This window comes from Gilliamella sp. Occ4-3 (assembly GCF_001690675.1).
In the GTDB taxonomy this organism is placed as follows: domain Bacteria; phylum Pseudomonadota; class Gammaproteobacteria; order Enterobacterales; family Orbaceae; genus Gilliamella; species Gilliamella bombi.
The window spans coordinates 48,985-70,570 of the sequence record NZ_LZHR01000055.1; the positions used below are offsets into that span (position 1 = coordinate 48,985).

Consider the following 21,586-nt stretch of genomic DNA (forward strand, 5'->3'; position numbering starts at 1 on the left):
AAAAAATTGCATAAAAAACTAGCCAAGTTTTTTTAAAATGGCTATACTTTAACACCTTAAAGGAATAGTTTATTAAACAATCAAATAAACATAAAAATTAAAATAAATCATTAATTTACTTGACAGGTGAACCGTAATGCATTATCATTTTAGACACCAGACACCAGACACCAGACATGGCAAACCTATGTCTTAAATTTATCAGATAAACACACTAGTTGGATTTTTAACCCCGCCACGTTTATATCTTCAAAGTTATTTCTCAAATTATTATCAAAATTATTCCGAAAAGTTCCGTTAGTATTGGTATTGTTATTATTGTCTTCTTTATGGAATGTACAGGCGAATGGCAAAAAGGTTCGAACGGGTAATCGTAGTGATGCAATAATGCTACAACTGTCGCAGCCAGTTATCAATTATGTAAGACCGAATCTAATTTTGGGTAAAGATAAATACGCAGGCCCAGCTGACATATGGAATCCTAAGAAGGGCTTTTTAGTTCAATCAATCAATCCTGAATCATACAATTTAAATTTCCCGACTACAGGAGCGCATAATTTATATTTTGATTTACTTATAACAGGAATAGATGTGAGAGACTTGACATGGGAACCGGTCACGCATGAGGGAATTACAGCAACAGTGACAAATGATGTAGTTTGTGACAGTTGGATTCCTTATGAGGATTGTAAAGAGTGGGTAGCACGTGTTAAGTTAACAGGTCCAGTGGCAAGATATCGATGGGACAATCCTAAACCTAGTGTAGTTAAGCCAAGGTTACCGCAAACGTTTGAGTTAGTGGGTAGAGATACATATGGCGTTGAGGTAGTAAAATATGGATTTGTGTTGAAGCAGTGGTTCATCCATCGGGGTGATAGGAGCTTTTATTATGATATGTTAAAATGGTGTCATAATATAGGCTACCATATGCCAAGGGTCAGAGATTTAACCAACGCGGTTAATGTTAACGGAGGTCTTCTTCCTCCTGCTGTAGGTGCTAGCCCATCTTCGCCATATAATAATTACATGCGTCATATTGATGCCGGCTTTTTTTCCGAGTGGGGCGTCGTGGACTTCTACAAAGGTGCCGACTTTGGCTTCAACTACCACTTGTCGAGCGAGGATGAAAATGATAAGAATACTTCCTTCATGTACGTTGTGGACTCGGCCTATGGCGATATTGGGACGGGCAGCTCAATGGGCAGCTTTTATGTTGTTTGCGTCTCGGACCTCAGACCTTAGTCCTTATTTCCTAGTCCTTAGGTCGCCGAGGCCAATATTTAGAAACACCTATTTTGATACTTTAACTATCATAAAATTGTTTACCGCCGTATAGGCGGTTTAGAAATGAGTGTTTCTAGTTTTTATTAACTGAAACACTTCATTATTAGTATTATAAAGTAACTATTCTGCGCCAATTTGCGTGCTCATTTTTATCTCTCGATTATCGGTGATTTCTAAATTTGACAATACCACTAATTGAGGAAAGTTAGGCCTTAAAAATTGTGAAAGCATAGGTCTTAATGCATGGTTCACTAATAACACTGGTGGTGCACCGATAGCTTCTTGTTGGTGAATGGCTTGTTTAATTTGCTCGACAATGTGTTCGGCTAGCCCTGGTTCAACATTGCTAGTATTTTGGAGCGCTTGTAATAACAAACGTTCTAAATTGATATTTAATCCTATTACATTGATTGGCTCAGATCCAGGAAACCATTGTTGTGTGATGACTCTTCCTAAAGCAATTCTTACCATACTTAGTAGCTGATAAGCATCATTTTGGGTTGGTGCGTACTCACAGATGGTTTCAATAATGGTACGCATATCACGGATTGACACTTTTTCAGCGATCAAGTTTTGCAATATTTTATGAAATGTGGTTAGTGTAACAACACCAGGAATAAAGTCCTCCACTAATTTCGGCATATCTTGTTTTATTCTGTCGAGCAGTTCTTGAGTTTCTAAACGTCCTAATAAGTCGCTAGCAAATTGCTGTAATAAATGATTAAAATGAGTAGCAATCATGGTGCTTGTATCAACAACGGTATACCCCAATATTTGTGCATTTTCTTTATTACTTTCATCTATCCATATCGCTGGTAATCCAAAGGCAGGTTCGGTTGTTGGAATGCCCTCAATGGTTTCAGTTACATTACCGGGATTGATCGCTAACCATTTATTATTAACAATTTCACCTTTGCCAATTTCACCACCTTTTATAAATATCTTATATTGATAAGGTGCTAATGAAAGATTATCTCTTATATGAACTTGAGGTGGTAAAAAACCCAGTGTTTGAGCAAATTTTTTGCGTAAACTACGAATTCGCCCTAACAACTCACCATTTTGTGTTTGATCTACCATGGGAATTAACCCATAACCAACTTCCATTGCCAATATATCTTCAATATTAACATCTGACCATGTTGCTTCTATATTAGCTGGCGTGGTTGCTTGTACATTAGCTTGTTTGGGTGCCACTTTTTGTTCTGTCTTTTTCTGTTTAGTTAGCCACCAAGATATGATTAATAAAATAACAGTAAAGAGTAGAAAAACTAAATTTGGCATACCCGGAATTAGTCCAAGTAAACCAATGACGACAGCTGTTAAAATCAATACTTGTGGATTATTAAAAAGCTGTGTAATCATTTGATCACTGATGTTATCTTGTGATGTGACTCGAGTAACAATAACGCCTGCTGCGGTTGAAATAATGAGTGATGGTATTTGTGCTACCAAACCATCGCCAATAGTTAGTAAAACATAGGTTTCGCTAGCATCAGAAAAAGCCATACCGTGTTGAACAACTCCAACTAATAACCCCCCAATAATGGTTATGCCCATTATTAATAATCCCGCAATCGCATCACCACGTACAAATTTACTGGCACCATCCATTGACCCATAAAAATCGGCTTCTTGAGAAACTTCGGCTCGACGGGCTTTAGCTTCATCTTCACCAATTAAACCCGCATTCAGATCGGCATCAATAGCCATTTGTTTTCCGGGCATACCATCTAACGCAAAGCGTGCACCCACTTCAGCTATTCTACCTGCTCCTTTGGTGATGACCATAAAGTTGATAATGACTAAAATGATAAATACCACAATACCAATAGCAAAATTACCACCAACTAAAAAGTGTCCAAAAGCTTCAATAACCCGCCCAGCAGCAGCACTACCGGTGTGACCTTTTAATAAAACGACCCGCGTAGAAGCAACGTTTAACGATAATCTTAATAAAGTTGCAAATAATAAAACGGTCGGGAATGCTGCAAAATCAAGCACTCTTTTAGTAAACAATGCTACTATCAAGATGATAATTGATAATGTAATATTAAAAGTAAAAAACAGATCCAAAATAAATGCAGGTAGTGGTAATACCATCATCGAAAGAATCAATAAAATTAGCAATGGTCCAGCTAAGACTTGATAATGCCCATTTTTTAATGTATTGGTTGATAATAAATTAAGTAGTTTAGATTTAATCATAAGACTAGTTATTACCTTTATTTATTTACGGATAATGACTCAGGTATGGGTAAATTATTTGGCGCTATTGGTTTATCGCCACCATATTTATACCAATGTTTCAATTGATAAACCCACGCTAGAATTTGGGCAACCGCGGTATATAATTCGGTTGGTATTGTTTCGCCTATTTCACCATGACGGTATAAAGCACGGGCAAGCGGTGGAGCTTCTAACTGGGGGATATTATGTTCATTAGCAATTTCTTTGATGCGTAACGCAATTTTATTTGTTCCTTTCGCTAATAATTTTGGAGCAATCATTGTTTTTTCATCATATTGCAGAGCGACGGCATAATGCGTTGGGTTAGTAATAATCACATTGGCTTTAGGTACATCTTTCATCATACGGCGTCTAGCAATAGTCTGTTGCATTTGACGAATACGCCCTTTGATTTGTGGGTTTCCCTCTTGTTCTTTAAATTCATCTTTAATTTCTTGTTTTGACATTTTCAGTTTCTTTAAATTACTCCATATTTGATAGAAAATATCAAAACCAACCATGGGTATTAAAGATATAACACTAAAAATTCCACAAAGAATCACTAGCTGTATTGCTTTAGTTAATGCGCTATTTAAATGCATATTGGGTAACGAAAGCATGTAAGGGAAATGGTGCATTACAAACAATGTTGAAGCTATAGAAATAAAAATAACTTTAAGTATGCTTTTTAGTAATTCAGAAAAAACTCTAATACTAAATATTCTACCAAATCCAGATATCGGATTTAGTTTTTGAAAATTAGGCTTAATTGATTGCAGGCTAAATAGTAAACCGCCAACACAAAGTGGTGCAAATATAGCAACGATAACTAGACCAAAAAAAATGGGTACAATTGCCCAAAAACCATCGGTTAATAAGTTAACTAAATTGAAGACGATTAACTTATCATCCTCTATTTTATACGAAAACTTCATTGCTGTTTTAATGATCGTAGTTAACTGGTTAACTAAGTGTGATCCCATTAATCCAAATAAAATAATACCTATTAACAAAATTAATAACGAAGTTAATTCACGAGAACGAGGGATCTGCCCTTTTTCTCTAGCTTTTTTTATTTTGCTATCGGTGGGGTGTTCGCTTTTATCTAGATCACTATCGTCAGCCATGATGAAGTTAAATAAAACGCTATAGTTTAATAAAGATTTACAATACTAACAGTATGAACTAATTGCTACTGGGTTGTTGGCTTAATAAGAGGGCATTTTAGGGGGTATTTATGGCGTTTACCGTCAATAAATATTAATTTTTTAAACTTTGGCTCGTTTTGACGAAATAATTTCAGTTTGTTGATAGCCACTATTAGTATAAACAGCAGGACTTTTAATACTTTTAAGATAGTTGATTGATTGCTGGGTTAGATTCATGCGGTTTTGAATGATTAGCCCATTATCACGATTTATATCTGCTAATAATTTTGTTGTATCAGTAATTGATAGCCAAAGAGCTTCGATTGTAGGATTTTCTTTATAGGGCGGTTGAATATTAAATTGTTCACTTAGTTTTATGCGTTCTTCATCCAGTAGCTTTAGTTGAATTAGTAATTGGCTTTTTTTGTTAATAGTTTCACTTAACTGGTTTGTTGAACTATTTTCAATTAATATTTTTTGCTCTGATTGTAGAGTTTCTGAAATTGTTTGTAACATCTCTGCTATTTTATTTAGGATGTCATTAAGTGCTAACATTTTTTATCCTTATAATTCTGTCTTATTTTTAAAAATCTTCTAGTAATTGTTTAATTAATTTATCTGCAATTTTATGTGTATCAATAACCAATGTTCCGTTGGATATGGACTGTTTTATTTTTTCAATTTTTTCTACGTCGATATCTTTGTTGGTTGAATGTAAAAGGTGTATTGAATTTTGATTTATACTCACGTTAGTACTTACATTAGTACTGTTTTTAGTTTGTACAGATGCATTGTGAGTATTTTGTTGTTCGTTAATTACATCGCGGCTTACTAGCCCTGTTATGGCTGTAACGGATTTAGTCGCATCTATAGTCATAAAATACCTTTAATCAAATTTAAGATTTAAGTGATTTGTATAATTCTATTATCGGCAATAATAAAAAAATCATTAATATTATTTATTGGAAATTATTACACCTTGGTGAGTTAACGTGCCTTCAACAATTTTATCAGAATTTAGTTTAACTTTTATTTTATCGTTTAATATAGCATTGTTAAGTGTTTTACCATTAGTTGTTATCTCATAACCTTCTCCATTTATTATTACTTTAATTATTTGTCCTGCTTTCACCTGCCAATTTTTTTGAAGCATTGTTGTTTTTATTGGTTCACCCAAATTAATATTTCGTAAAGCTATATGATTAATTGCGTCAACTCCATCCAAAATAACAGTCGAAGGTAGTTTATCCAACCAACCTGATTGTATCTGTATATAATCTTCGTTGATTAGCGTCCCTGCACTTATTGCTTGTTTAGCTACAATATAGTTCCCTTTGACAGCAACATTAATCTGGATAAATTTTTTTTTATTATTGCATTGGGCACTGATAGTCATGTTGCCCCACTGTTTTTTTTTATTTAATAAAGAGAGTGTTGGAGTCTTACAATTTAATTGCGGTTTAGCAGTAAGATAAGTAATTAAAATGTCGTCCGCTTTATGACCAAATTGCTGTGATATTAAATTGTTAATCTGTTTATCAAGCGAATTTGCTAAAACATTATTCCAACTAAATAGTATAAAAATAGCGAGTATCAATTTTGCGATTTTAATCATGCTTATTTATTCTAAATTATTCATAAGCTGATTTTACTTTATGATTGAAAGAAATGAATCTTGAAATAAGGGCAATTTTTATCGTTATTTGCGCAATAACTTTTTTTTTATTCGCTTAAAATTCTAATTATCAAAAAAATGGGATGATTTTATGTTTGATAAATTAGATACATGGGTTAATTTTCATCAGCAAGCATTAAATATACGTGAAATACGACAAAATATATTAGCTGCAAATATTGCAAATAGCGATACGCCTAACTATCAGGCTCGAGATATTGATTTTAATGCTGAGCTAAGCAAAGCACTTAACAATCAGAATAAGATTAATAACGTTGGACTTAATATCACTTCAAATCATCATATTCAGATAAAAGCACCAATCATGACAAATCATGATGTACTTTATCGTATACCTTATCAGGCTGCGGCAGATGGTAATACGGTCGAGATGGATCAAGAACGTACAGCTTTTATTGATAATAGTATTCACTACCAAAGTAATTTAACGTTTTTAGGTGAAAAATTTAAAAATATTATGGCGGTATTACAGCAAGGATAATCATGATGAGTTTTTCTATTTTTGCAATTTCAGGCTCGGCATTATTGGCACAAACACAACGAATGAATGTAAGTGCTAGTAATTTAGCTAACGCAGACAGTATTACTAGTACTTCAGGCAAAGCTTATCGAGCTAAGCAGGTTGTTTTTCAAGTGGATGATAATGGTGAACTTAACCCAATTGCAGGGGTTAAAGTGTCGCAAGTTATTGAAGATCCTTCACCGATGAATTTGGTTTATGAACCTAATCATCCATTGGCCGATGCTAAAGGATATATTCAAAAACCTAATGTTGATGTAGTTGCCGAAATGGTTAATACCATTTCGGCATCACGAAGTTATCAAGCAAATATAGAAGTAATTAATACCGCCAAAAATTTAATGTTAAAAACACTGGCATTAGGGCAATAAAAAGGAGTGGTTGATGGGTATAGCTAATGTTCTTGTTTCAGAATCATCGGGGATAACAAAACCTCAAACGACACAAAAAACGGCATCTGATGGTAACTCAAGTAAAGAATTACAAGATAATTTCTTAACGTTATTAATTGCACAAATGAAGAACCAAGATCCAACTAACCCAATGGATAATAGTCAGCTAACATCACAGCTTGCTCAAATCAATACTTTAGCAGGTATAGAACGTCTTAATACAACGTTAGGAATGGTTTCTGGTCAGATTGATGATAGTTTATCAGTCAATGCCAGTAATATGATTGGCAAGGGAGTGATGGTTCCTGGCAATAAAATTTTAGTTGCAACCTCAGAATCTGAAAGTTCAGACTCAAAAGAAGAAACCGTTACCACACCATTTGGTTTTGAGCTGGTACATGAAGCTGACTCAGTAATTATTACTATTCAAGATGAAAATGGCAATGTAGTTCGTGAAGTTGATTTAGGCGCAATTCCAGCAGGCGTTAGTTCTTTCACTTGGGATGGTGTGCTAAATGATGGGACGAATGCACTAGATGGTAGTTATACTTTTTCAGTTAATGCAAGTTATGACGGGAAAAAAGTATCATCAACATCATTATCTTATTCAGTAGTATATGGTGTTATCAATAGTAAAGTTAATAATAAAGTATTACTTGATTTAGGAATACTTGGTTCAATTAGTATTGACGAAGTACGTCAAATTCTTTAAAGGAGATAAAGTTCAGATGGGATTTTCTCAAGCAGTGAGTGGTATGAATGCTGCATCAAAGCAATTAGATGTTATTGGGAATAATATTGCCAATTCAGCAACAGTAGGATTTAAGAGTGCTAGTATCTCATTTGCTGATATCTATGCTGGCTCAAAAGTTGGTATGGGGGTTAAAGTGGCTGCGATTATGCAAAACTTTAATGATGGGATAGCTACAACAACCAACAATAGTTTAGATGTGGCTATTTCTGGCAATGGATTTTTCCGTTTAGTGGATAGTAATGGGCAAGCCTATTATACCCGCAATGGACAGTTTCAATTAGATTCCGAACGAAATATTATTTCTGCTGATGGTCTTTATTTGACTGGCTATCTTGCAACTGGAACACCACCTCAAGTGCAGCAAGGTGCAGCTCCAGATACATTAAAAATTTCGCAAGAAATGCTAAATGCATCAGCGACAACCAAGGCTTCTTTGCAAACAAACTTAAATTCCAATAGTAAAGTTCCGGCAAAACAACCTGTCAATGCGCTTGATGCTGATACATTTAATTATTCTACGACTATTACTACTTATGATTCGCTTGGTAATCAACGCAATATTCAGCTCTTTTACGTTAAAACCGCTGATAATCAATGGGATGTTCATTATCTTGATAGCAGTGATCCTAATGGAAGTTTGCAAAAAGCGGGAGAAATGGAATTTGATTCTTCTGGTAAATTGATTAGTGATCCCGAAATGACCATCAATATTAATGGGATAAATGGATCTGCTGATAATAGCTTTACTTTATCATTAGCCAAAAGTTCTCAACAAAATATGGGTAAAGAATTGGGTAGTATTAAAAACCCTGTTGTAAATGGATATGCTCCAGGAGATTTGGTTGGGTATAGCATTAATGATGATGGTTCTATTTATGGTGTCTATTCTAACCAACAAACAATGTTATTAGGTCAGATAGCAATGGCTGATTTTGCTAATGTTAATGGGCTAGAGCCTGCTGGAAACAATAACTGGCGATCAACCATTAATTCTGGAGGCGAGGTATTGGGCAGAGCAAATTCTGGTACATTTGGTTCGTTAGTGAGCGGTGCACTAGAGTCGTCAAATGTTGATATGAGTCAGGAATTAGTGAATATGATTGTTGCTCAGCGCAATTACCAGTCTAATTCACAAACAATTAAAACGCAGGATCAAATTCTAAATACATTAGTCAATTTGCGTTAATTTAAAGGTTATTTATGGATCGTGTTATTTATACAGCAATGTCAGCAGCTAGCCAGACATTAAATCGGCAATCAATTACTACTAATAACTTAGCTAATGTATCCACAGTGGGGTTTCGTGCACAATTAACGACGATGAAAGCAGTTCCTGTTGTGGGGAATGATACACCTACACGAACCATGGTAACAGCAACAACTCCTACTTTTGATTCAACGATGGGGGCATTTAATTACACTGGTCGAAACTTGGATGTTGCTTTAACTGAGGATCACTGGTTAGCAGTACAATTAGCCGATGGTAGCGAAGCTTATACGCGAAATGGTGCAATTCAAATTGACGAAAATGGTACTCTTAACATACAAGGTAATCCATTAATTGGTGATAACGGTGTTTTGACTGTGCCTCAACGATCTCAAATCAGTATTAGTAGTGATGGAACACTTTCCGCATTAGGTGCAGGTGATAAACCCACGACCATTGCTCAAGTAGGTAAAATAAAGAAAGTTCATCTTGAGCATAATGAAATTATACGTGGTGATGATGGTTTTTTTCGACTAACGGAAGAAACACGTAATGAACGTGGTGAGAATATGCCAGACAATCCAAAAGCTAAGCTTATGTCAGGTGTATTAGAAGGGAGTAATGTGAACCCTGTTACGGCTATGGTTGATTTAATTAGTCATGCTCGCCAGTTTGAAATGCAGATGAAAGAAATTATTACTGCTGATGAAAATGCACAAAAAGCAAACCAAATTTTATCTATAACTTAAATTTATCAATACATTAGACAGGAATAACAATGATTAAATCATTATGGATTGCCAAAACAGGCTTAACGGCACAACAAATGAATATGGATATTATTTCCAATAATTTAGCCAATGTTAGTACCAATGGTTTTAAAAAGCAAAGAGCGGTGTTTGAAGACTTATTATACCAAACTGTTCGCCAACCAGGAGCACAATCATCTGAGCAAACAACATTACCTTCTGGGCTACAGATTGGTACAGGAGTTCGTCCAGTTGCGACAGAACGAATTCATAGCCAGGGTAATTTAGAGGCAACCGATAACAGCAGTGATATTGCTATTAATGGGCAAGGTTTTTTCCAAGTTTTATTACCCGATGGTACACAAGCTTATACTCGTAGCGGTGCTTTTCAAGTCAATCAAAATGGTCAATTGGTGACTGCAGCAGGATACGAAATTCAACCAACAATTAGTATTCCGTCCAATGCAATCAAAATGACGGTAGCGCGCGATGGTGTAGTAAATGTGACATTAGCTAATCAATCAACACAGGTCCAAGTTGGGCAACTAACTTTACATACTTTCATTAATGATGCTGGACTTGAAAGTATGGGGGAAAATCTTTACTTAGAAACCGAAAGTTCAGGTGCGCCAACGGAAAATACGCCAGGATTAAACGGCGCAGGGCTTTTATATCAAGGCTATACCGAAACGTCTAATGTTAATGTTGCTGAAGAACTAGTGAATATGATTCAAGTTCAACGTGCTTACGAAATTAATAGCAAAGCGATATCAACCTCTGATCAAATGCTACAACGTTTAAATCAACTGTAAAGTTAACAATATGCTAAAGGTAATGAGATATTTTTATATTTTAATAGCATTTTTTATCAGTGGCTGTGCACAATTGCCTAAAAAGCCTTTAGTTGAAGGTGAAACAAGTGTTGTCCCCAAATTGCCAGACAATGTAAATACGACAGGTTCAATTTATCAAGCTGCTCAGCCTAGTAGCTATGGTTACCAACCAATGTTTGAAGATCGTCGCCCGCGTAATGTTGGCGATGTATTAACCATTGTTTTACAAGAAAATGTCAGTGCTAGTAAAAGTTCATCGATTAATGCAGGACGAAATGGTTCGGTGGATCTAGGGGTAAAAACGATACCTAAATTTCTTGATGGGTTAGTCGGTCGAGGTAAAGCTAGTACTGAAATGTCTGGAAATAATGATTTTAAGGGATCAGGCGGGGCTAACGCTAAAAATACCTTTAGTGGCACAATCACCGTCACGGTTCAAGATGTCATGATCAATGGTAATCTAAAAGTGATTGGTGAAAAACAGATTGCGATTAATCAAGGTACCGAGTTTATCCGTTTTTTTGGGGTAGTTAATCCAAGAACAATTAGTGGAAATAACACTGTTATCTCAACGCAAGTTGCTGACGCTCGAATTGAGTATGTTGGTAATGGATACATTGATGAAGCCCAAACGATGGGTTGGTTACAGCGCCTATTTTTAAATCTTTCCCCTTTTTAACGAGTATCATTATGTTAAAAAAATTGCGTATTTTTGTTTATTTTGTCGTTATGATGGTATTAGTGATACCAGCGAGCCATGCTGAACGTATCCGCGATTTAGTCACCATTCAAGGTGTAAGAGAAAATGCCTTAGTTGGATATGGTATTGTTGTTGGTCTTGATGGTACAGGTGATCAAACATCACAAACACCTTTTACCATTCAAAGTATTACTAATATGTTATCTCAATTAGGTATTACCGTACCGTCTGGGAGCAATATGCAATTAAAAAATGTTGCAGCTGTTATGGTTACGGCTAAATTACCTTCTTATTCTCGAGTAGGACAACAAATTGATGTGGTGGTATCCTCGCTCGGTAATGCAAAAAGCTTGCGTGGAGGTACATTGATTATGACACCACTAAAAGGTGTCGATAATCAAGTATATGCTATTGCGCAAGGTAACCTTTTTGTAGGTGGAATGGGTGCAAGTAGTAAAGGTAGCAGTGTAAGTGTGAACCAAACTGCAGGGGCAACTATACCTAATGGTGCAACCATAGAACGAGAGCTTGCAACCCGTTTAGATGAACAAAATGTTATCCATTTACATCTTAATCAATTTGATTTTACTCGAGCCTTAAAAATATCTGATGCAATTAATAGGTTACAAAAAAATACTGCAGTAGCGTTAGATGGTACAACGATAGCATTACATATGCCAAAAGAAAGTAGTGCACGAGTACAACTGCTTTCACGAATACAAAATCTTGAAATTAGTGCTACGCCAGTTTCAGCAAAAGTCGTTATAAATACTAGAACCGGTGTTGTAGTTATGAACCAAAAGGTTAAATTAGATAATTGTGCGGTTGCACATGGTAATTTATCTGTTGTGGTAAATAACAAATTAAAGGTAAGTCAACCAAATACCCCATTAGCAGGCGGCACAACAACCGTTACACCAGATAATCAAGTTAGCGTTGCGCAAGAAGGAGGGGCTTTACACAATATATCCTCTAGTGCTGATTTAAATCATGTTATTAATTCGCTAAATGTATTAGGTGCTAATCCTACAGAATTAATGTCAATACTTGAAGCGCTAAAAACAGCTGGTTGTTTACATGCTTCCTTAGAAACTATCTAAAAAAAGACTTTATGAATAATAAAATTGGACAATCTTTGAATCGCTTCGCTTATGATTTTTCGGATATTAATCAATTAAAGCGAAATGTAGTTAATGGCTCTGCTGAAGGTATTAAGCAAGTTGCTCAGCAGTTTGAGTCATTATTTATTAATATGATGATGCAAAGTATGCGAAAAGCTGTACCTGAAAGTGGTTTATTTAGCCAGTCTGCTACACAACTATTTACTTCAATGTTTGACCAACAAATTACACAGCAAGCAGCGGGTAAAGGGTTTGGATTAGCAGATATGCTTATTAAACAGTTAACTAATAAAGTTTCACCATCAATTAATGTTAACCTACAATCTAATACAAACAATACTCAGCAAAATCTGCAATTAGCTCAATCTTTATTTAGTAATGCATCACCTAATTTATCGCCTGAAGCGCTAGGGCAAATACTATATCGTAACTATAATGCTAACAAAGCAGCTGAAATTAAACATAACGAGGCAATATCAAAAACACAATTTGATAATGTAAACGAAGATTATGTCACAAAATTTGTTATGGAATGGCTAGAGCCAGCTAGGCAAGCAGCTAAAAAATCTGGTATTCCGTATGAGGTTATTATTGCCCAAGCAGCACTAGAAACTGGGTGGGGGCAAAAGCAAATTAAAACCGCTAATAATCAATCAAGCCACAATTACTTTGGTGTCAAAGCAACATCGTCATGGAATGGCAATTCAACTCGTTTAACCACACATGAATTTGTTAATAATAAAATGATGAAAATTGAAGATAATTTTAGAGTCTATAATAGTAAACATCATGCATTAACCGACTACCTCAATTTATTAACTAAAAGTCCCCGTTATCATGCAGTTATTAAAGCTCCAGATGCCAGAACAGCTGCTAAAGAATTACAAGCTGCACATTACGCAACTGATCCAAATTATAGTGATAAGCTTATTCAAATCATTGGTCGTATTGAAAAAATTGCAAAAAATAATCAGTTAACAACTGTATCAGGATTTAGGAAAATTGCATTTAATTAATAATAGAATTACTCGGTTTGAATACAATGCTCAATACTTTGTTAGTAAAAATATTATAAAATTAATTTTAAAAACAAATAATTATGAATTAAATAAGAAATTAATCAATAAAAAAACGTTCAGGTAGAGTATTGATTTTATTCAATTTTTTATAATTAAGCGTCACTCGCTTAAACTGATGGTTTATATTGCATAATGACATTGTTTTTGAAACTTTTTAGTTAAAATAAAAAAGGAGGTGGTAAACCTCCTTTGAGTGGGATGAATAGTTTGAGTCGATTCACAACTTAGGGTAAAAAACATTGCTTAAATAAAATTAGGTTACAAAACTTTATTTCATTTGAAACAGTGACATACTTTGCATAGTCATAAAGGTATATTGTGCAGCTTGTAAATTAGCTTGTAGCATTACATATTCTGAAATGGCTTCGTACCAATCGACGTCTTCAAGTTGGCTGATTTGAGTTTGAAATTCAATATCTAATGTTTTCCCCAATGTGGTTAATCTGTCAATTTCGGATAATACCGAGCCACCTTCTGCTCTAAGTGTCGAAATATTATTAAAAGAATTGTCTACTCCATGACGAGCTTTTGACAATCCAGATCTAAATTGTTCAAGGGTATCATCATTATCATAATCTAGATCTATTTTTAATGCCTCAATTGCATAATCAATACTTGCAAATATGTTACTTTCTGCTGGTGAACCATCAGATTCTTTAACATTTGAGCCAGTCATAAATACTTGAATACCTGTAAAACTTAGCGATACTTCTCGCGAGTCATCGATTAATACATTGATAGAAGTTGTACCGCCTACGTAACTCACTTCACCTGATTCATTCATTACAAAAGGAGGTGTATCGTTTTTCTTACCAGCAAAAAGGTAGTTACCATTAGTGTCTTTTGCATTAGCTAATGATAAAAGTTGATCTTTTAAACTTTGTAATTTATTAGCAAGATCGAGTCTATTTTCTTCATTTAAGGTTTCATTTGATGCATAGACCAATGTTTCCTGAATTGCTTGGATAACAGTATTGGCTTCCGATAAGATCGTATCTTGGCGACTAAGTGATTTATCGGCATTTTCGCGTGTTGCTTGGAACTGTTCATTTTGTGCTTGCGCTTGCTTTATTATTAATGATTGTGATGCTCCCATTGGATCATCAGAAGGAGTTAAAATCTTTTTACCTGTTGCCAAATGCAACCCCGATTTTTGCCATTTGCTGTTGGTGTTTAAAATACTGTTTAAGTTTTTTTGATAAATTGAGTTTGTGCTAAGGCGCATTTTTTATCCTTTAATCATTTAGTTAAACCTAAAATGGTATCAAATAGTGTTGTTGCCGCATCAATCACTTTGGCATTTGCTTGGTAATACTGCATATAAACCTGCATAGAGATATACTCTTCTTCAATATTAACCCCTGAAATCGATTGATTTTGCTCATAAATTTGTTGAGTTATATTTTTGCTTGATTGAGCAGAAATTTTTGCTGTTTGAGTTTCACTACCAATGTAGTTAGTTAAGCGGGTATAAGCACTTTTTAATGTTGTTGTACCATTAACAAGTTTTTCATGTTGGATTTCTAATAATTTGGTTACATTACGATTATCACCAGCGCCATTTTCTTCATCGTTAATACCTGTTGCTAGTTTATTTACATCTTTCACTAGCAGTTGTAATGACGAAGCAATATCGGCAACTGGTTTTATGATAAACGAATCTCCATTAACCGCATTACCACTTATCTCAATGGTCAGTCCATCAAAAAACAATTTACCATCTTTGATTTCAGGAGTAATTAGCTGATGATCAGATAATCTTGTGACAATCCAGTTATTACCATCAAATTCTATTTTATAATCAGAAGCTTTTACTTCACTCAAAGCATTAAACTCAATTTTGGCTGAAGCATTACCTTGGTTTTTAGTATTTGTGACACAACTAGGATGATTGTAATCAAACAACTTTTCACCTTGATTACCATTAATATCAATACCCGACATATGCACTTCATTAAAACGTTCTGCTAAATTTAATGCAATTAAGCCTAGTTGATTGCGGGCTTCGGTTAATGGTCCATCACGAAAGGTTAATAAGCCGTGTAACGTACCTGATGTAATGTTTTGGCTTGTCAATTCTTGTGTTGCACCTGAAGGATGAGTATAAATAATAGTATTTAACGAAGGATCATCTGTTGAAGGTTGTACCGATAATAAGTTAATAGAAGAGCCTTGAACTAAATTTAAACCATTAGCAAGCGAAAGATTATATTGTCCATTTTGTTCAGTAACGGTAATGCCAATGATTTCGCTTAATTCATTGACTAACTGATCGCGTTGGTCAAGTAATGCATTAGGTTCGTTTCCACCGCCTACCGACTGTAGTTGTGATATTTTTTGATTAAGTTCGGCAATTTGTTGAGTATAGGTATTAACTTTATCAACATTACTATTTAATTCAGTATTAACGTTGGCAATTTGGTTCTTTAAATTTGTTTCTGTTTTATTAAATTGGCTAGTTAAAGATGTCAGATCACTAATAACAGTTTGTTTTGTCGATGCATCACTAGCATTGGATGCAAGTTTATTTAAACTGGCAAAAAGATTATTAATTTGAGATGAAATACTATTGTCATTCTCTGCTAACAGATTATCTACTTTAGATAATTCATTATAATAAGCTTTGATAGAACCATTTTGTGATTGTGATTGCCGTAGTTGTCCTACAACAAAATTATTAAAAGCGCGATTAACAGATGATACACAAACACCGTTACCGACAAACCCAAAACTATGCTGAGTTCCATTTGCTTGGCGTAAAATTTGTTGTTGACGATTGTAACCAGTTGTATGAGCATTACTAATATTATTGCTTATTACATTCAGCATATTTTGTGCTGCATTTAACCCACTAATACCAGTATTCATTAATGAATTCGCCATAAAATCCTCTCAATATAGTTTGAGTTCATAATATCAATTAAAATAAGTCTTTTTTATATCGGGTTAAATTCACAAAACTTTAATAATTGTTGTGCGTGTTTTAAAAAAGTTTTCAAATAAATTCATTTTTTCAAAAATGAATTTATTCTGATTTGGTCTGTTGTGATTGTCTTAAAAAATCGGTTCCGGTCATGTTATTTTCTTCTTCAATATACTGTTGTGCTATTTTATTCAAAATTAAGATACTGATACGGCGATTAGCATCTTTACTGTAATTAGGATTGTTTAAATTCACTGTATCGGCAAGTGCAATAATTCGAATAATTTTATTTGAGTCTAATCCACCAGCTATAAGCTCTCTTCTTGATGAATTAGCTCTATCTGCCGATAGTTCCCAATTGCTATATCCTCTATCACCTGTTGTATATTGGCGTTCATCAGTATGGCCTGACAAGGTGATTTTATTTGGTAAGGAATTGATAATCGGCGCTAATGCATGCAGAATTTCTTGCATATTAGGATCAATGGTTGTACTACCAACATCAAACATGGGTTTATCATCTGAAGCTAAAATTTGAATCCGTAACCCCATTTCAGTTAATTCAATAATAAGATTAGGTGCTAATTTCTTTAGGCGTTCATCAATTTCAAAAATATCATAAATTTTACGTGCCGCTTCAATCATCTGTATTTTTTCAAGTTGCTGTTTCTCAACTTCATTTTGTGATTGGGTAAAATGATAGCTTTTTTCTTCACCAAGTTGTTTACTAACATCATCACCGCCACCAGGAATCGGACTTTCACTATCGCTAATATTTTTACCGCCATTGTAGCCAAGAATTAAAGGGGTTCTAAAGTATTCAGCAATACCTTTCAGTTCTTGAGGGGTAGATGTAGAAATTAACCACATGACTAAAAATAGTGCCATCATTGCGGTCATAAAGTCGGCATAGGCGATTTTCCACGAACCGCCATGATGTCCACCGCCATGTCCTGATTTTTTCTTTATAATTATTCTTACAGATTTATCTTTCATTATTCTTTATTTTCATTTTGATTAGATTTTTTGTCTTTAACTTCTTGTATGTATTTTTCTAATTCAAAGAATGATGGCCTTTCATGAGAAAATAACGTTTTTCGCCCAAATTCAATACAAATTTGTGGAGCATAATCATGCATACTGGCAATAAGTATTACTTTGGTACATTCTAGAACTTTCACTGTATCGGCGTTTCTTTGTTTTAATAAAGCAGCTAATGGCGAAACAAAACCATAAGCAAGCAAAATTCCTAAAAAAGTCCCAACCATAGCATGGGCGATAAGCTCACCGAGTTCACTTGCTGGTCTATCAGCTTGAGCAAGTGTATTAATTACGCCCATTACAGCAGCGACGATCCCAAATGCAGGTAGGCCATCACCAATTCCTGAAATGGCATCTACAGGTTTTTCAAGTTCGTGGACAAATGTTTCAATTTCTTCACTCATCAGTGTTTCTATTTCAAATACATCCATATTGCCACTAATCATAAGACGTAAGTAATCAGTGATAAAATCACAAATTCTTGGATTAGCTAAAATAAGTGGATATTGTTTAAATAATTCACTTTCATGCGGATTATCAATATCTGATTCAATTGATAGCCCTCCACTTTGGCGAATCTTCGTCAAAATGGTATACATAAAATTAATGAGTGTTAAATATAGATTCTTATTATATTTGGATGTTTTAAACAATTGACCTAAAGACTTAAGTGTGGCTTTTATTGTTTTTTGTTCATTACTAACAATAAAAGCGCCTATTGCAGCACCACCAATAATCAGCAATTCGAGTGGCTGAAATAGTACGGCTAAATAACCACCACTGAGTACATAGCCAAGTAGCGCCGAAGCGATCACTACGATATATCCTATAACTATTAGCATTGACTTTCTTCTTTCTCCATAAAATAACGGCTGAATTGCTTTAATATTTATTTAAGCAGTGATCTGTTTGGCAACTGATAAATTTAAATAACTTGGTTTCGATAACACTTTCATGCATTTTTCGTCGTTTTCTTTTTGTGTTTTATTATTCTTATCTGCCCTTGATGGAGGCTGACATAAACTGCAAGTAAAAGTATTTTGCGGATGATAAGCGTGTGTAATAAAACGTCCACGACATGTGTTACAACATGATTGTTGCATTATTTTCTTTTCGACAAATTTGACTAATATCCAAGCTCTGGTTAATCCTAAAACAGGTTTATCCTTATGTGATGAAAATTGGCATTGCTCTAAATAAAGTTGATAAGCTTTTAAGATAGTTTGAATGCCTGATTTTAGACCATTTTTAACTAAATAAGAGTATGCGTTATAAAAAATACTCGCATGGATATTCGGTTCCCATGTCATAAACCACGAGGTTGAAAACGGTAATAAACCTTTAGGTGGAGGACAGCCTTGAATCTCTTTATAAAGCTTGATAAGTTTATTTCGACTTAAGTTGGTTTCACTTTCCAGCATTTGAATTCTTCCACCTAGGGAAATCAATTTGATAGCGAGTTGAGTTTCCTCATATTTTTGAATAATACTTGTACTTGTCATCTTAGTTCCTTAGCTACTTATTGATTGAATCTAATAGCAAACTTGATAAAAGAATTCCTGTATGCATCTGTTTAATATCACCAATGCGAGATTCTTCAGTAAGTTTTTTCATCATTTCAGCATTTTCAAATCGCAACTGAAAAGTTAATTGATTTGTTTCTGATAGAATCAACATTTGAGATGTGTTTAAACGGCTAAGTATGTCAGCAGTTTCTTCGTCAATACCTAATCGATACATTGCCATAACTTTATCTTTTTCAATCATTTTCTGGCTTAATAGTAGTGTTGATAGATTCAAATGATGTATACATTTAAGAATATCGTCATCTAATAAATTTCCCAATTTAGTCACCAATTCATATTTGTTTTTGCTTCGTGTAAAAAAACGAATAACTAGTAAAATTAAACAGTATTAGTTTTTTTTTGCTTAAAATTACATTTTTAAATGCAAAAGGTCAATAAAAAAATAATTTCAATTATTTTTTCTTTTAATTACACTTTATTTTAATTGCCTTTTTATATTTTCTAAAAATTAACTTTACTTTGTATTCTTTTGATAGCTTGGCTATGTAATTGGCTTACTCTTGATTCGCTGATATTCATTACTTTACCAATCTCTTTTAAATTGAGATCTTCTTGGTAATAAAGCGATAAAACAAGTTTTTCCTTTTCAGGTAGTCTTTCTATTTGTTGAATAATTGTGTTACGAATTTCCTCATCTATTAGCGCTGAAAAAGGATTATTATCTTCATCACATTTAATAATGGTATCAATGTTATCACCCAGTTTTTTATGAATTTCATCATACGAACATATTTGGCTATTATTTGAATCTAATAAAATTTTTCGGTATTCGCTTATAGGTAATTCTAAGTATTTAGCAATCTGATAATCACTAGGGGGTGCACCTAACTTCTGTTCTAATTCATTAATTGCAGTTGTAACATCTCTAATTTTTTTACGAGTTTGTCTTGGTAACCAATCTCGGCTACGTAACTCATCAAGCATTGCACCTTTAATTCTTGGTATGGCAAATGTAGCAAAAGCACTGCCTTGAGATGAGTCATAACGTTTTATAGTGTCTAATAAACCGATATAGCCAACTTGTAATAAATCATCAAGCTCGACTGTTGCAGGTAAACGAACTGCTAATTTTAAAGCTTCATTACGCACCAAATGAATATATTGCTGCCAATCGATTTGGTGAATTACACCGCGTGAGTTATATAAGCTATCATCCATTTTTGAACCAATGTTAAAAAAAATGTCTAACATTATTATGACGATGGTTAGCAAATTTAATGGGTTGAATAAAGGGCTAAAAAATAGCTAATTATCATTATTAGCCATAACCGCATTATAAAATGCCGTTATGGCTATCATGACTATATGACAGAGTTAAAATAACTAAAAATCAAAATAGAATTATTGTAATAAAGAAAGTACAGATTGAGGTACTTGGTTAGCTTGTGCTAATACTGAAGTACCTGCTTGTTGTAAAATTTGACCTCGAGTCATGTTTGATACTTCTGTTGCATAATCCGCATCTTCAATACGGCTACGTGCAGAACTTAGGTTATTTACAGTATTGTTAATGTTGGTTACTGTTGATTCGAAACGATTTTGCACCGCACCAAGTTGTCCTCGTAATGCATCAATTTTTGATAATGCAGTATCAATTGTTTTTAATGGATCTTCTGTTGGTGAATCAGATACGTTAAATCCATTTAAACCAAGTTCAGTGCTATCAATTTTTTTCAAATTGATTTCAATGGTTTCGCCGTCATTTGCACCTACTTGAATTTTAAGTGTTTTATCTTCAGATAATACTTTAGAACCATTGAAATCAGTTTGGTTAGAAACACGATCAATCTCATCTAGACGTTGATCAATTTCATTTTGAATTGATACTAAATCACTTTCAGAGTTGGTACCATTTGCCGCTTGAACAGTTAATTCACGAATACGTTGTACGTTGTTGTTGATTTCGTTTAATGCACCTTCAGTAGTTTGTGCAAGTGAAATACCATCATTTGCATTACGAGCAGCTTGTGTTAATCCTTTAATGTTTGATGAAAAACGGTTAGCAATTGCTTGACCTGCTGCATCATCTTTTGCGCTATTAATACGCATACCTGATGAAAGGCGCTCAATAGAAGTACTAAGAACGCTTTGAGAATTGTTAAGGTTATTTTTTGCCATTAAAGACATTGTATTTGTATTAATTACTTGTGCCATTTTTATCTCCAATAATATAAATATTAAAATCAACAAGATATTTAATTTTAATTCAATATTCTTGCTGACAAATAACTTATCGGTAACAAAACAGGGAACTTTAATATTTTTGATGATTATTTTTTTATAGTAGCAGTTTAGTTGCAAATTAAAATAATATTATTAAATAA

At 34.1% G+C, this 21,586-nt stretch carries 23 protein-coding genes; 10 read left to right on the forward strand and 13 right to left on the reverse strand.

Going from position 1 to position 21,586, the window contains the following annotated elements; all coding sequences use genetic code 11:
• The first annotated feature begins 318 nt into the window (after window positions 1-318).
• Window positions 319-1,242 carry a hypothetical protein gene (locus tag A9G44_RS06400; RefSeq protein WP_065609894.1) on the forward strand — a complete coding sequence of 308 codons (924 nt, stop codon included), beginning with the start codon at window positions 319-321 and terminating at the stop codon, window positions 1,240-1,242.
• A gap of 162 nt (window positions 1,243-1,404) precedes the next feature.
• Here A9G44_RS06400 and flhA read toward each other — a convergent pair whose 3' ends face one another.
• The 5 genes from flhA to flgA all read right to left on the reverse strand — a co-directional run bounded on the left by flhA (window position 1,405) and on the right by flgA (window position 6,276).
• Window positions 1,405-3,492: a flagellar biosynthesis protein FlhA gene (flhA, locus tag A9G44_RS06405; RefSeq protein ID WP_051634094.1), complete on the reverse strand. Its 2,088-nt coding sequence runs from the start codon at window positions 3,490-3,492 to the stop codon at window positions 1,405-1,407.
• Window positions 3,493-3,509: 17 nt separating this feature from the next.
• Window positions 3,510-4,640, reverse strand: a complete 1,131-nt coding sequence (flhB, locus tag A9G44_RS06410) for a flagellar biosynthesis protein FlhB (protein WP_065609896.1) — start codon at window positions 4,638-4,640, stop codon at window positions 3,510-3,512.
• A 141-nt stretch (window positions 4,641-4,781) separates the two neighbouring features.
• Complete coding sequence (locus A9G44_RS06415) at window positions 4,782-5,216, reverse strand: flagella synthesis protein FlgN (protein ID WP_065609898.1); 435 nt, start codon at window positions 5,214-5,216, stop codon at window positions 4,782-4,784.
• 28 nt (window positions 5,217-5,244) lie between these two features.
• Entirely contained in the window at window positions 5,245-5,538 is a 294-nt protein-coding gene (flgM, locus tag A9G44_RS06420; protein WP_034909437.1) for a flagellar biosynthesis anti-sigma factor FlgM, read from the reverse strand.
• A gap of 78 nt (window positions 5,539-5,616) precedes the next feature.
• A complete protein-coding gene (gene flgA, locus A9G44_RS06425) occupies window positions 5,617-6,276 on the reverse strand; it encodes a flagellar basal body P-ring formation chaperone FlgA (RefSeq protein WP_034909440.1) in 660 nt (219 codons plus the stop codon).
• Window positions 6,277-6,427: 151 nt separating this feature from the next.
• On the opposite strand from flgA, the gene flgB reads away from it, so the two are divergent.
• The 9 genes from flgB to flgJ are packed head-to-tail and all read left to right on the forward strand — an operon-like array spanning window position 6,428 to window position 13,649.
• On the forward strand, window positions 6,428-6,838 hold the full coding sequence (gene flgB, locus A9G44_RS06430) for a flagellar basal body rod protein FlgB (RefSeq protein ID WP_034909444.1): 411 nt from the start codon (window positions 6,428-6,430) through the stop codon (window positions 6,836-6,838).
• Window positions 6,839-6,840: 2 nt separating this feature from the next.
• The gene (gene flgC, locus A9G44_RS06435) at window positions 6,841-7,248 is read left to right on the forward strand and encodes a flagellar basal body rod protein FlgC (RefSeq protein ID WP_065609901.1); all 408 of its coding nucleotides are present in this window, start codon (window positions 6,841-6,843) and stop codon (window positions 7,246-7,248) included.
• A 13-nt stretch (window positions 7,249-7,261) separates the two neighbouring features.
• A complete protein-coding gene (locus tag A9G44_RS06440; RefSeq protein WP_034909450.1) occupies window positions 7,262-7,981 on the forward strand; it encodes a flagellar hook assembly protein FlgD in 720 nt (239 codons plus the stop codon).
• A gap of 16 nt (window positions 7,982-7,997) precedes the next feature.
• Window positions 7,998-9,209: a flagellar hook protein FlgE gene (gene flgE, locus A9G44_RS06445; protein WP_065609903.1), complete on the forward strand. Its 1,212-nt coding sequence runs from the start codon at window positions 7,998-8,000 to the stop codon at window positions 9,207-9,209.
• Window positions 9,210-9,223: 14 nt separating this feature from the next.
• The gene (locus A9G44_RS06450; RefSeq protein WP_065609905.1) at window positions 9,224-9,979 is read left to right on the forward strand and encodes a flagellar basal body rod protein FlgF; all 756 of its coding nucleotides are present in this window, start codon (window positions 9,224-9,226) and stop codon (window positions 9,977-9,979) included.
• Between the two features lie 29 nt (window positions 9,980-10,008).
• The gene (flgG, locus tag A9G44_RS06455) at window positions 10,009-10,791 is read left to right on the forward strand and encodes a flagellar basal-body rod protein FlgG (protein ID WP_065590612.1); all 783 of its coding nucleotides are present in this window, start codon (window positions 10,009-10,011) and stop codon (window positions 10,789-10,791) included.
• Between the two features lie 22 nt (window positions 10,792-10,813).
• Entirely contained in the window at window positions 10,814-11,491 is a 678-nt protein-coding gene (locus tag A9G44_RS06460) for a flagellar basal body L-ring protein FlgH (RefSeq protein WP_034909462.1), read from the forward strand.
• A gap of 50 nt (window positions 11,492-11,541) precedes the next feature.
• Window positions 11,542-12,612 carry a flagellar basal body P-ring protein FlgI gene (locus tag A9G44_RS06465; RefSeq protein ID WP_442902930.1) on the forward strand — a complete coding sequence of 357 codons (1,071 nt, stop codon included), beginning with the start codon at window positions 11,542-11,544 and terminating at the stop codon, window positions 12,610-12,612.
• An 11-nt stretch (window positions 12,613-12,623) separates the two neighbouring features.
• Window positions 12,624-13,649, forward strand: coding sequence for a flagellar assembly peptidoglycan hydrolase FlgJ (flgJ, locus tag A9G44_RS06470; RefSeq protein WP_065609908.1), 1,026 nt, complete (start codon window positions 12,624-12,626; stop codon window positions 13,647-13,649).
• Between the two features lie 331 nt (window positions 13,650-13,980).
• Here flgJ and flgL read toward each other — a convergent pair whose 3' ends face one another.
• The 8 genes from flgL to A9G44_RS06510 form a co-directional block, all read right to left on the reverse strand.
• The gene (gene flgL, locus A9G44_RS06475; RefSeq protein WP_065609910.1) at window positions 13,981-14,937 is read right to left on the reverse strand and encodes a flagellar hook-associated protein FlgL; all 957 of its coding nucleotides are present in this window, start codon (window positions 14,935-14,937) and stop codon (window positions 13,981-13,983) included.
• Between the two features lie 14 nt (window positions 14,938-14,951).
• A complete protein-coding gene (gene flgK, locus A9G44_RS06480) occupies window positions 14,952-16,595 on the reverse strand; it encodes a flagellar hook-associated protein FlgK (RefSeq protein WP_065609912.1) in 1,644 nt (547 codons plus the stop codon).
• Window positions 16,596-16,737: 142 nt separating this feature from the next.
• Complete coding sequence (gene motB / locus A9G44_RS06485; protein ID WP_065609914.1) at window positions 16,738-17,631, reverse strand: flagellar motor protein MotB; 894 nt, start codon at window positions 17,629-17,631, stop codon at window positions 16,738-16,740.
• On the reverse strand, window positions 17,631-18,518 hold the full coding sequence (motA, locus tag A9G44_RS06490; protein ID WP_065609919.1) for a flagellar motor stator protein MotA: 888 nt from the start codon (window positions 18,516-18,518) through the stop codon (window positions 17,631-17,633). Before motA ends, motB begins: the two co-directional genes overlap by 1 nt.
• Window positions 18,519-18,569: 51 nt before the next feature.
• Entirely contained in the window at window positions 18,570-19,178 is a 609-nt protein-coding gene (gene flhC / locus A9G44_RS06495) for a flagellar transcriptional regulator FlhC (RefSeq protein WP_065609920.1), read from the reverse strand.
• 13 nt (window positions 19,179-19,191) lie between these two features.
• Complete coding sequence (flhD, locus tag A9G44_RS06500) at window positions 19,192-19,521, reverse strand: flagellar transcriptional regulator FlhD (protein WP_034909475.1); 330 nt, start codon at window positions 19,519-19,521, stop codon at window positions 19,192-19,194.
• 182 nt (window positions 19,522-19,703) lie between these two features.
• Entirely contained in the window at window positions 19,704-20,453 is a 750-nt protein-coding gene (locus tag A9G44_RS06505) for an RNA polymerase sigma factor FliA (protein WP_238786462.1), read from the reverse strand.
• Between the two features lie 150 nt (window positions 20,454-20,603).
• Window positions 20,604-21,416 (reverse strand): flagellin N-terminal helical domain-containing protein, encoded by an 813-nt coding sequence (locus tag A9G44_RS06510; protein WP_065609921.1) that lies wholly within the window; start codon window positions 21,414-21,416, stop codon window positions 20,604-20,606.
• Window positions 21,417-21,586: the final 170 nt, after the last annotated feature.

Coding starts and splice junctions, on each gene's coding strand:
- flgA (WP_034909440.1), bottom strand. CDS start 6,276: ATGATTAAAATCGCAAAATTGATACTCGCTATTTTTATACTATTTAGT.
- flgC (WP_065609901.1), top strand. CDS start 6,841: ATGATGAGTTTTTCTATTTTTGCAATTTCAGGCTCGGCATTATTGGCA.
- A9G44_RS06415 (WP_065609898.1), bottom strand. CDS start 5,216: ATGTTAGCACTTAATGACATCCTAAATAAAATAGCAGAGATGTTACAA.
- flgM (WP_034909437.1), bottom strand. CDS start 5,538: ATGACTATAGATGCGACTAAATCCGTTACAGCCATAACAGGGCTAGTA.
- flhB (WP_065609896.1), bottom strand. CDS start 4,640: ATGGCTGACGATAGTGATCTAGATAAAAGCGAACACCCCACCGATAGC.
- motA (WP_065609919.1), bottom strand. CDS start 18,518: ATGCTAATAGTTATAGGATATATCGTAGTGATCGCTTCGGCGCTACTT.
- A9G44_RS06460 (WP_034909462.1), top strand. CDS start 10,814: ATGAGATATTTTTATATTTTAATAGCATTTTTTATCAGTGGCTGTGCA.
- flgL (WP_065609910.1), bottom strand. CDS start 14,937: ATGCGCCTTAGCACAAACTCAATTTATCAAAAAAACTTAAACAGTATT.
- flhC (WP_065609920.1), bottom strand. CDS start 19,178: ATGACAAGTACAAGTATTATTCAAAAATATGAGGAAACTCAACTCGCT.
- flgE (WP_065609903.1), top strand. CDS start 7,998: ATGGGATTTTCTCAAGCAGTGAGTGGTATGAATGCTGCATCAAAGCAA.
- A9G44_RS06450 (WP_065609905.1), top strand. CDS start 9,224: ATGGATCGTGTTATTTATACAGCAATGTCAGCAGCTAGCCAGACATTA.
- A9G44_RS06510 (WP_065609921.1), bottom strand. CDS start 21,416: ATGGCACAAGTAATTAATACAAATACAATGTCTTTAATGGCAAAAAAT.
- flgK (WP_065609912.1), bottom strand. CDS start 16,595: ATGGCGAATTCATTAATGAATACTGGTATTAGTGGGTTAAATGCAGCA.
- A9G44_RS06505 (WP_238786462.1), bottom strand. CDS start 20,453: ATGTTAGACATTTTTTTTAACATTGGTTCAAAAATGGATGATAGCTTA.
- motB (WP_065609914.1), bottom strand. CDS start 17,631: ATGAAAGATAAATCTGTAAGAATAATTATAAAGAAAAAATCAGGACAT.
- flgG (WP_065590612.1), top strand. CDS start 10,009: ATGATTAAATCATTATGGATTGCCAAAACAGGCTTAACGGCACAACAA.
- A9G44_RS06465 (WP_442902930.1), top strand. CDS start 11,542: ATGATGGTATTAGTGATACCAGCGAGCCATGCTGAACGTATCCGCGAT.
- flgB (WP_034909444.1), top strand. CDS start 6,428: ATGTTTGATAAATTAGATACATGGGTTAATTTTCATCAGCAAGCATTA.
- A9G44_RS06440 (WP_034909450.1), top strand. CDS start 7,262: ATGGGTATAGCTAATGTTCTTGTTTCAGAATCATCGGGGATAACAAAA.
- flhA (WP_051634094.1), bottom strand. CDS start 3,492: ATGATTAAATCTAAACTACTTAATTTATTATCAACCAATACATTAAAA.
- flgJ (WP_065609908.1), top strand. CDS start 12,624: ATGAATAATAAAATTGGACAATCTTTGAATCGCTTCGCTTATGATTTT.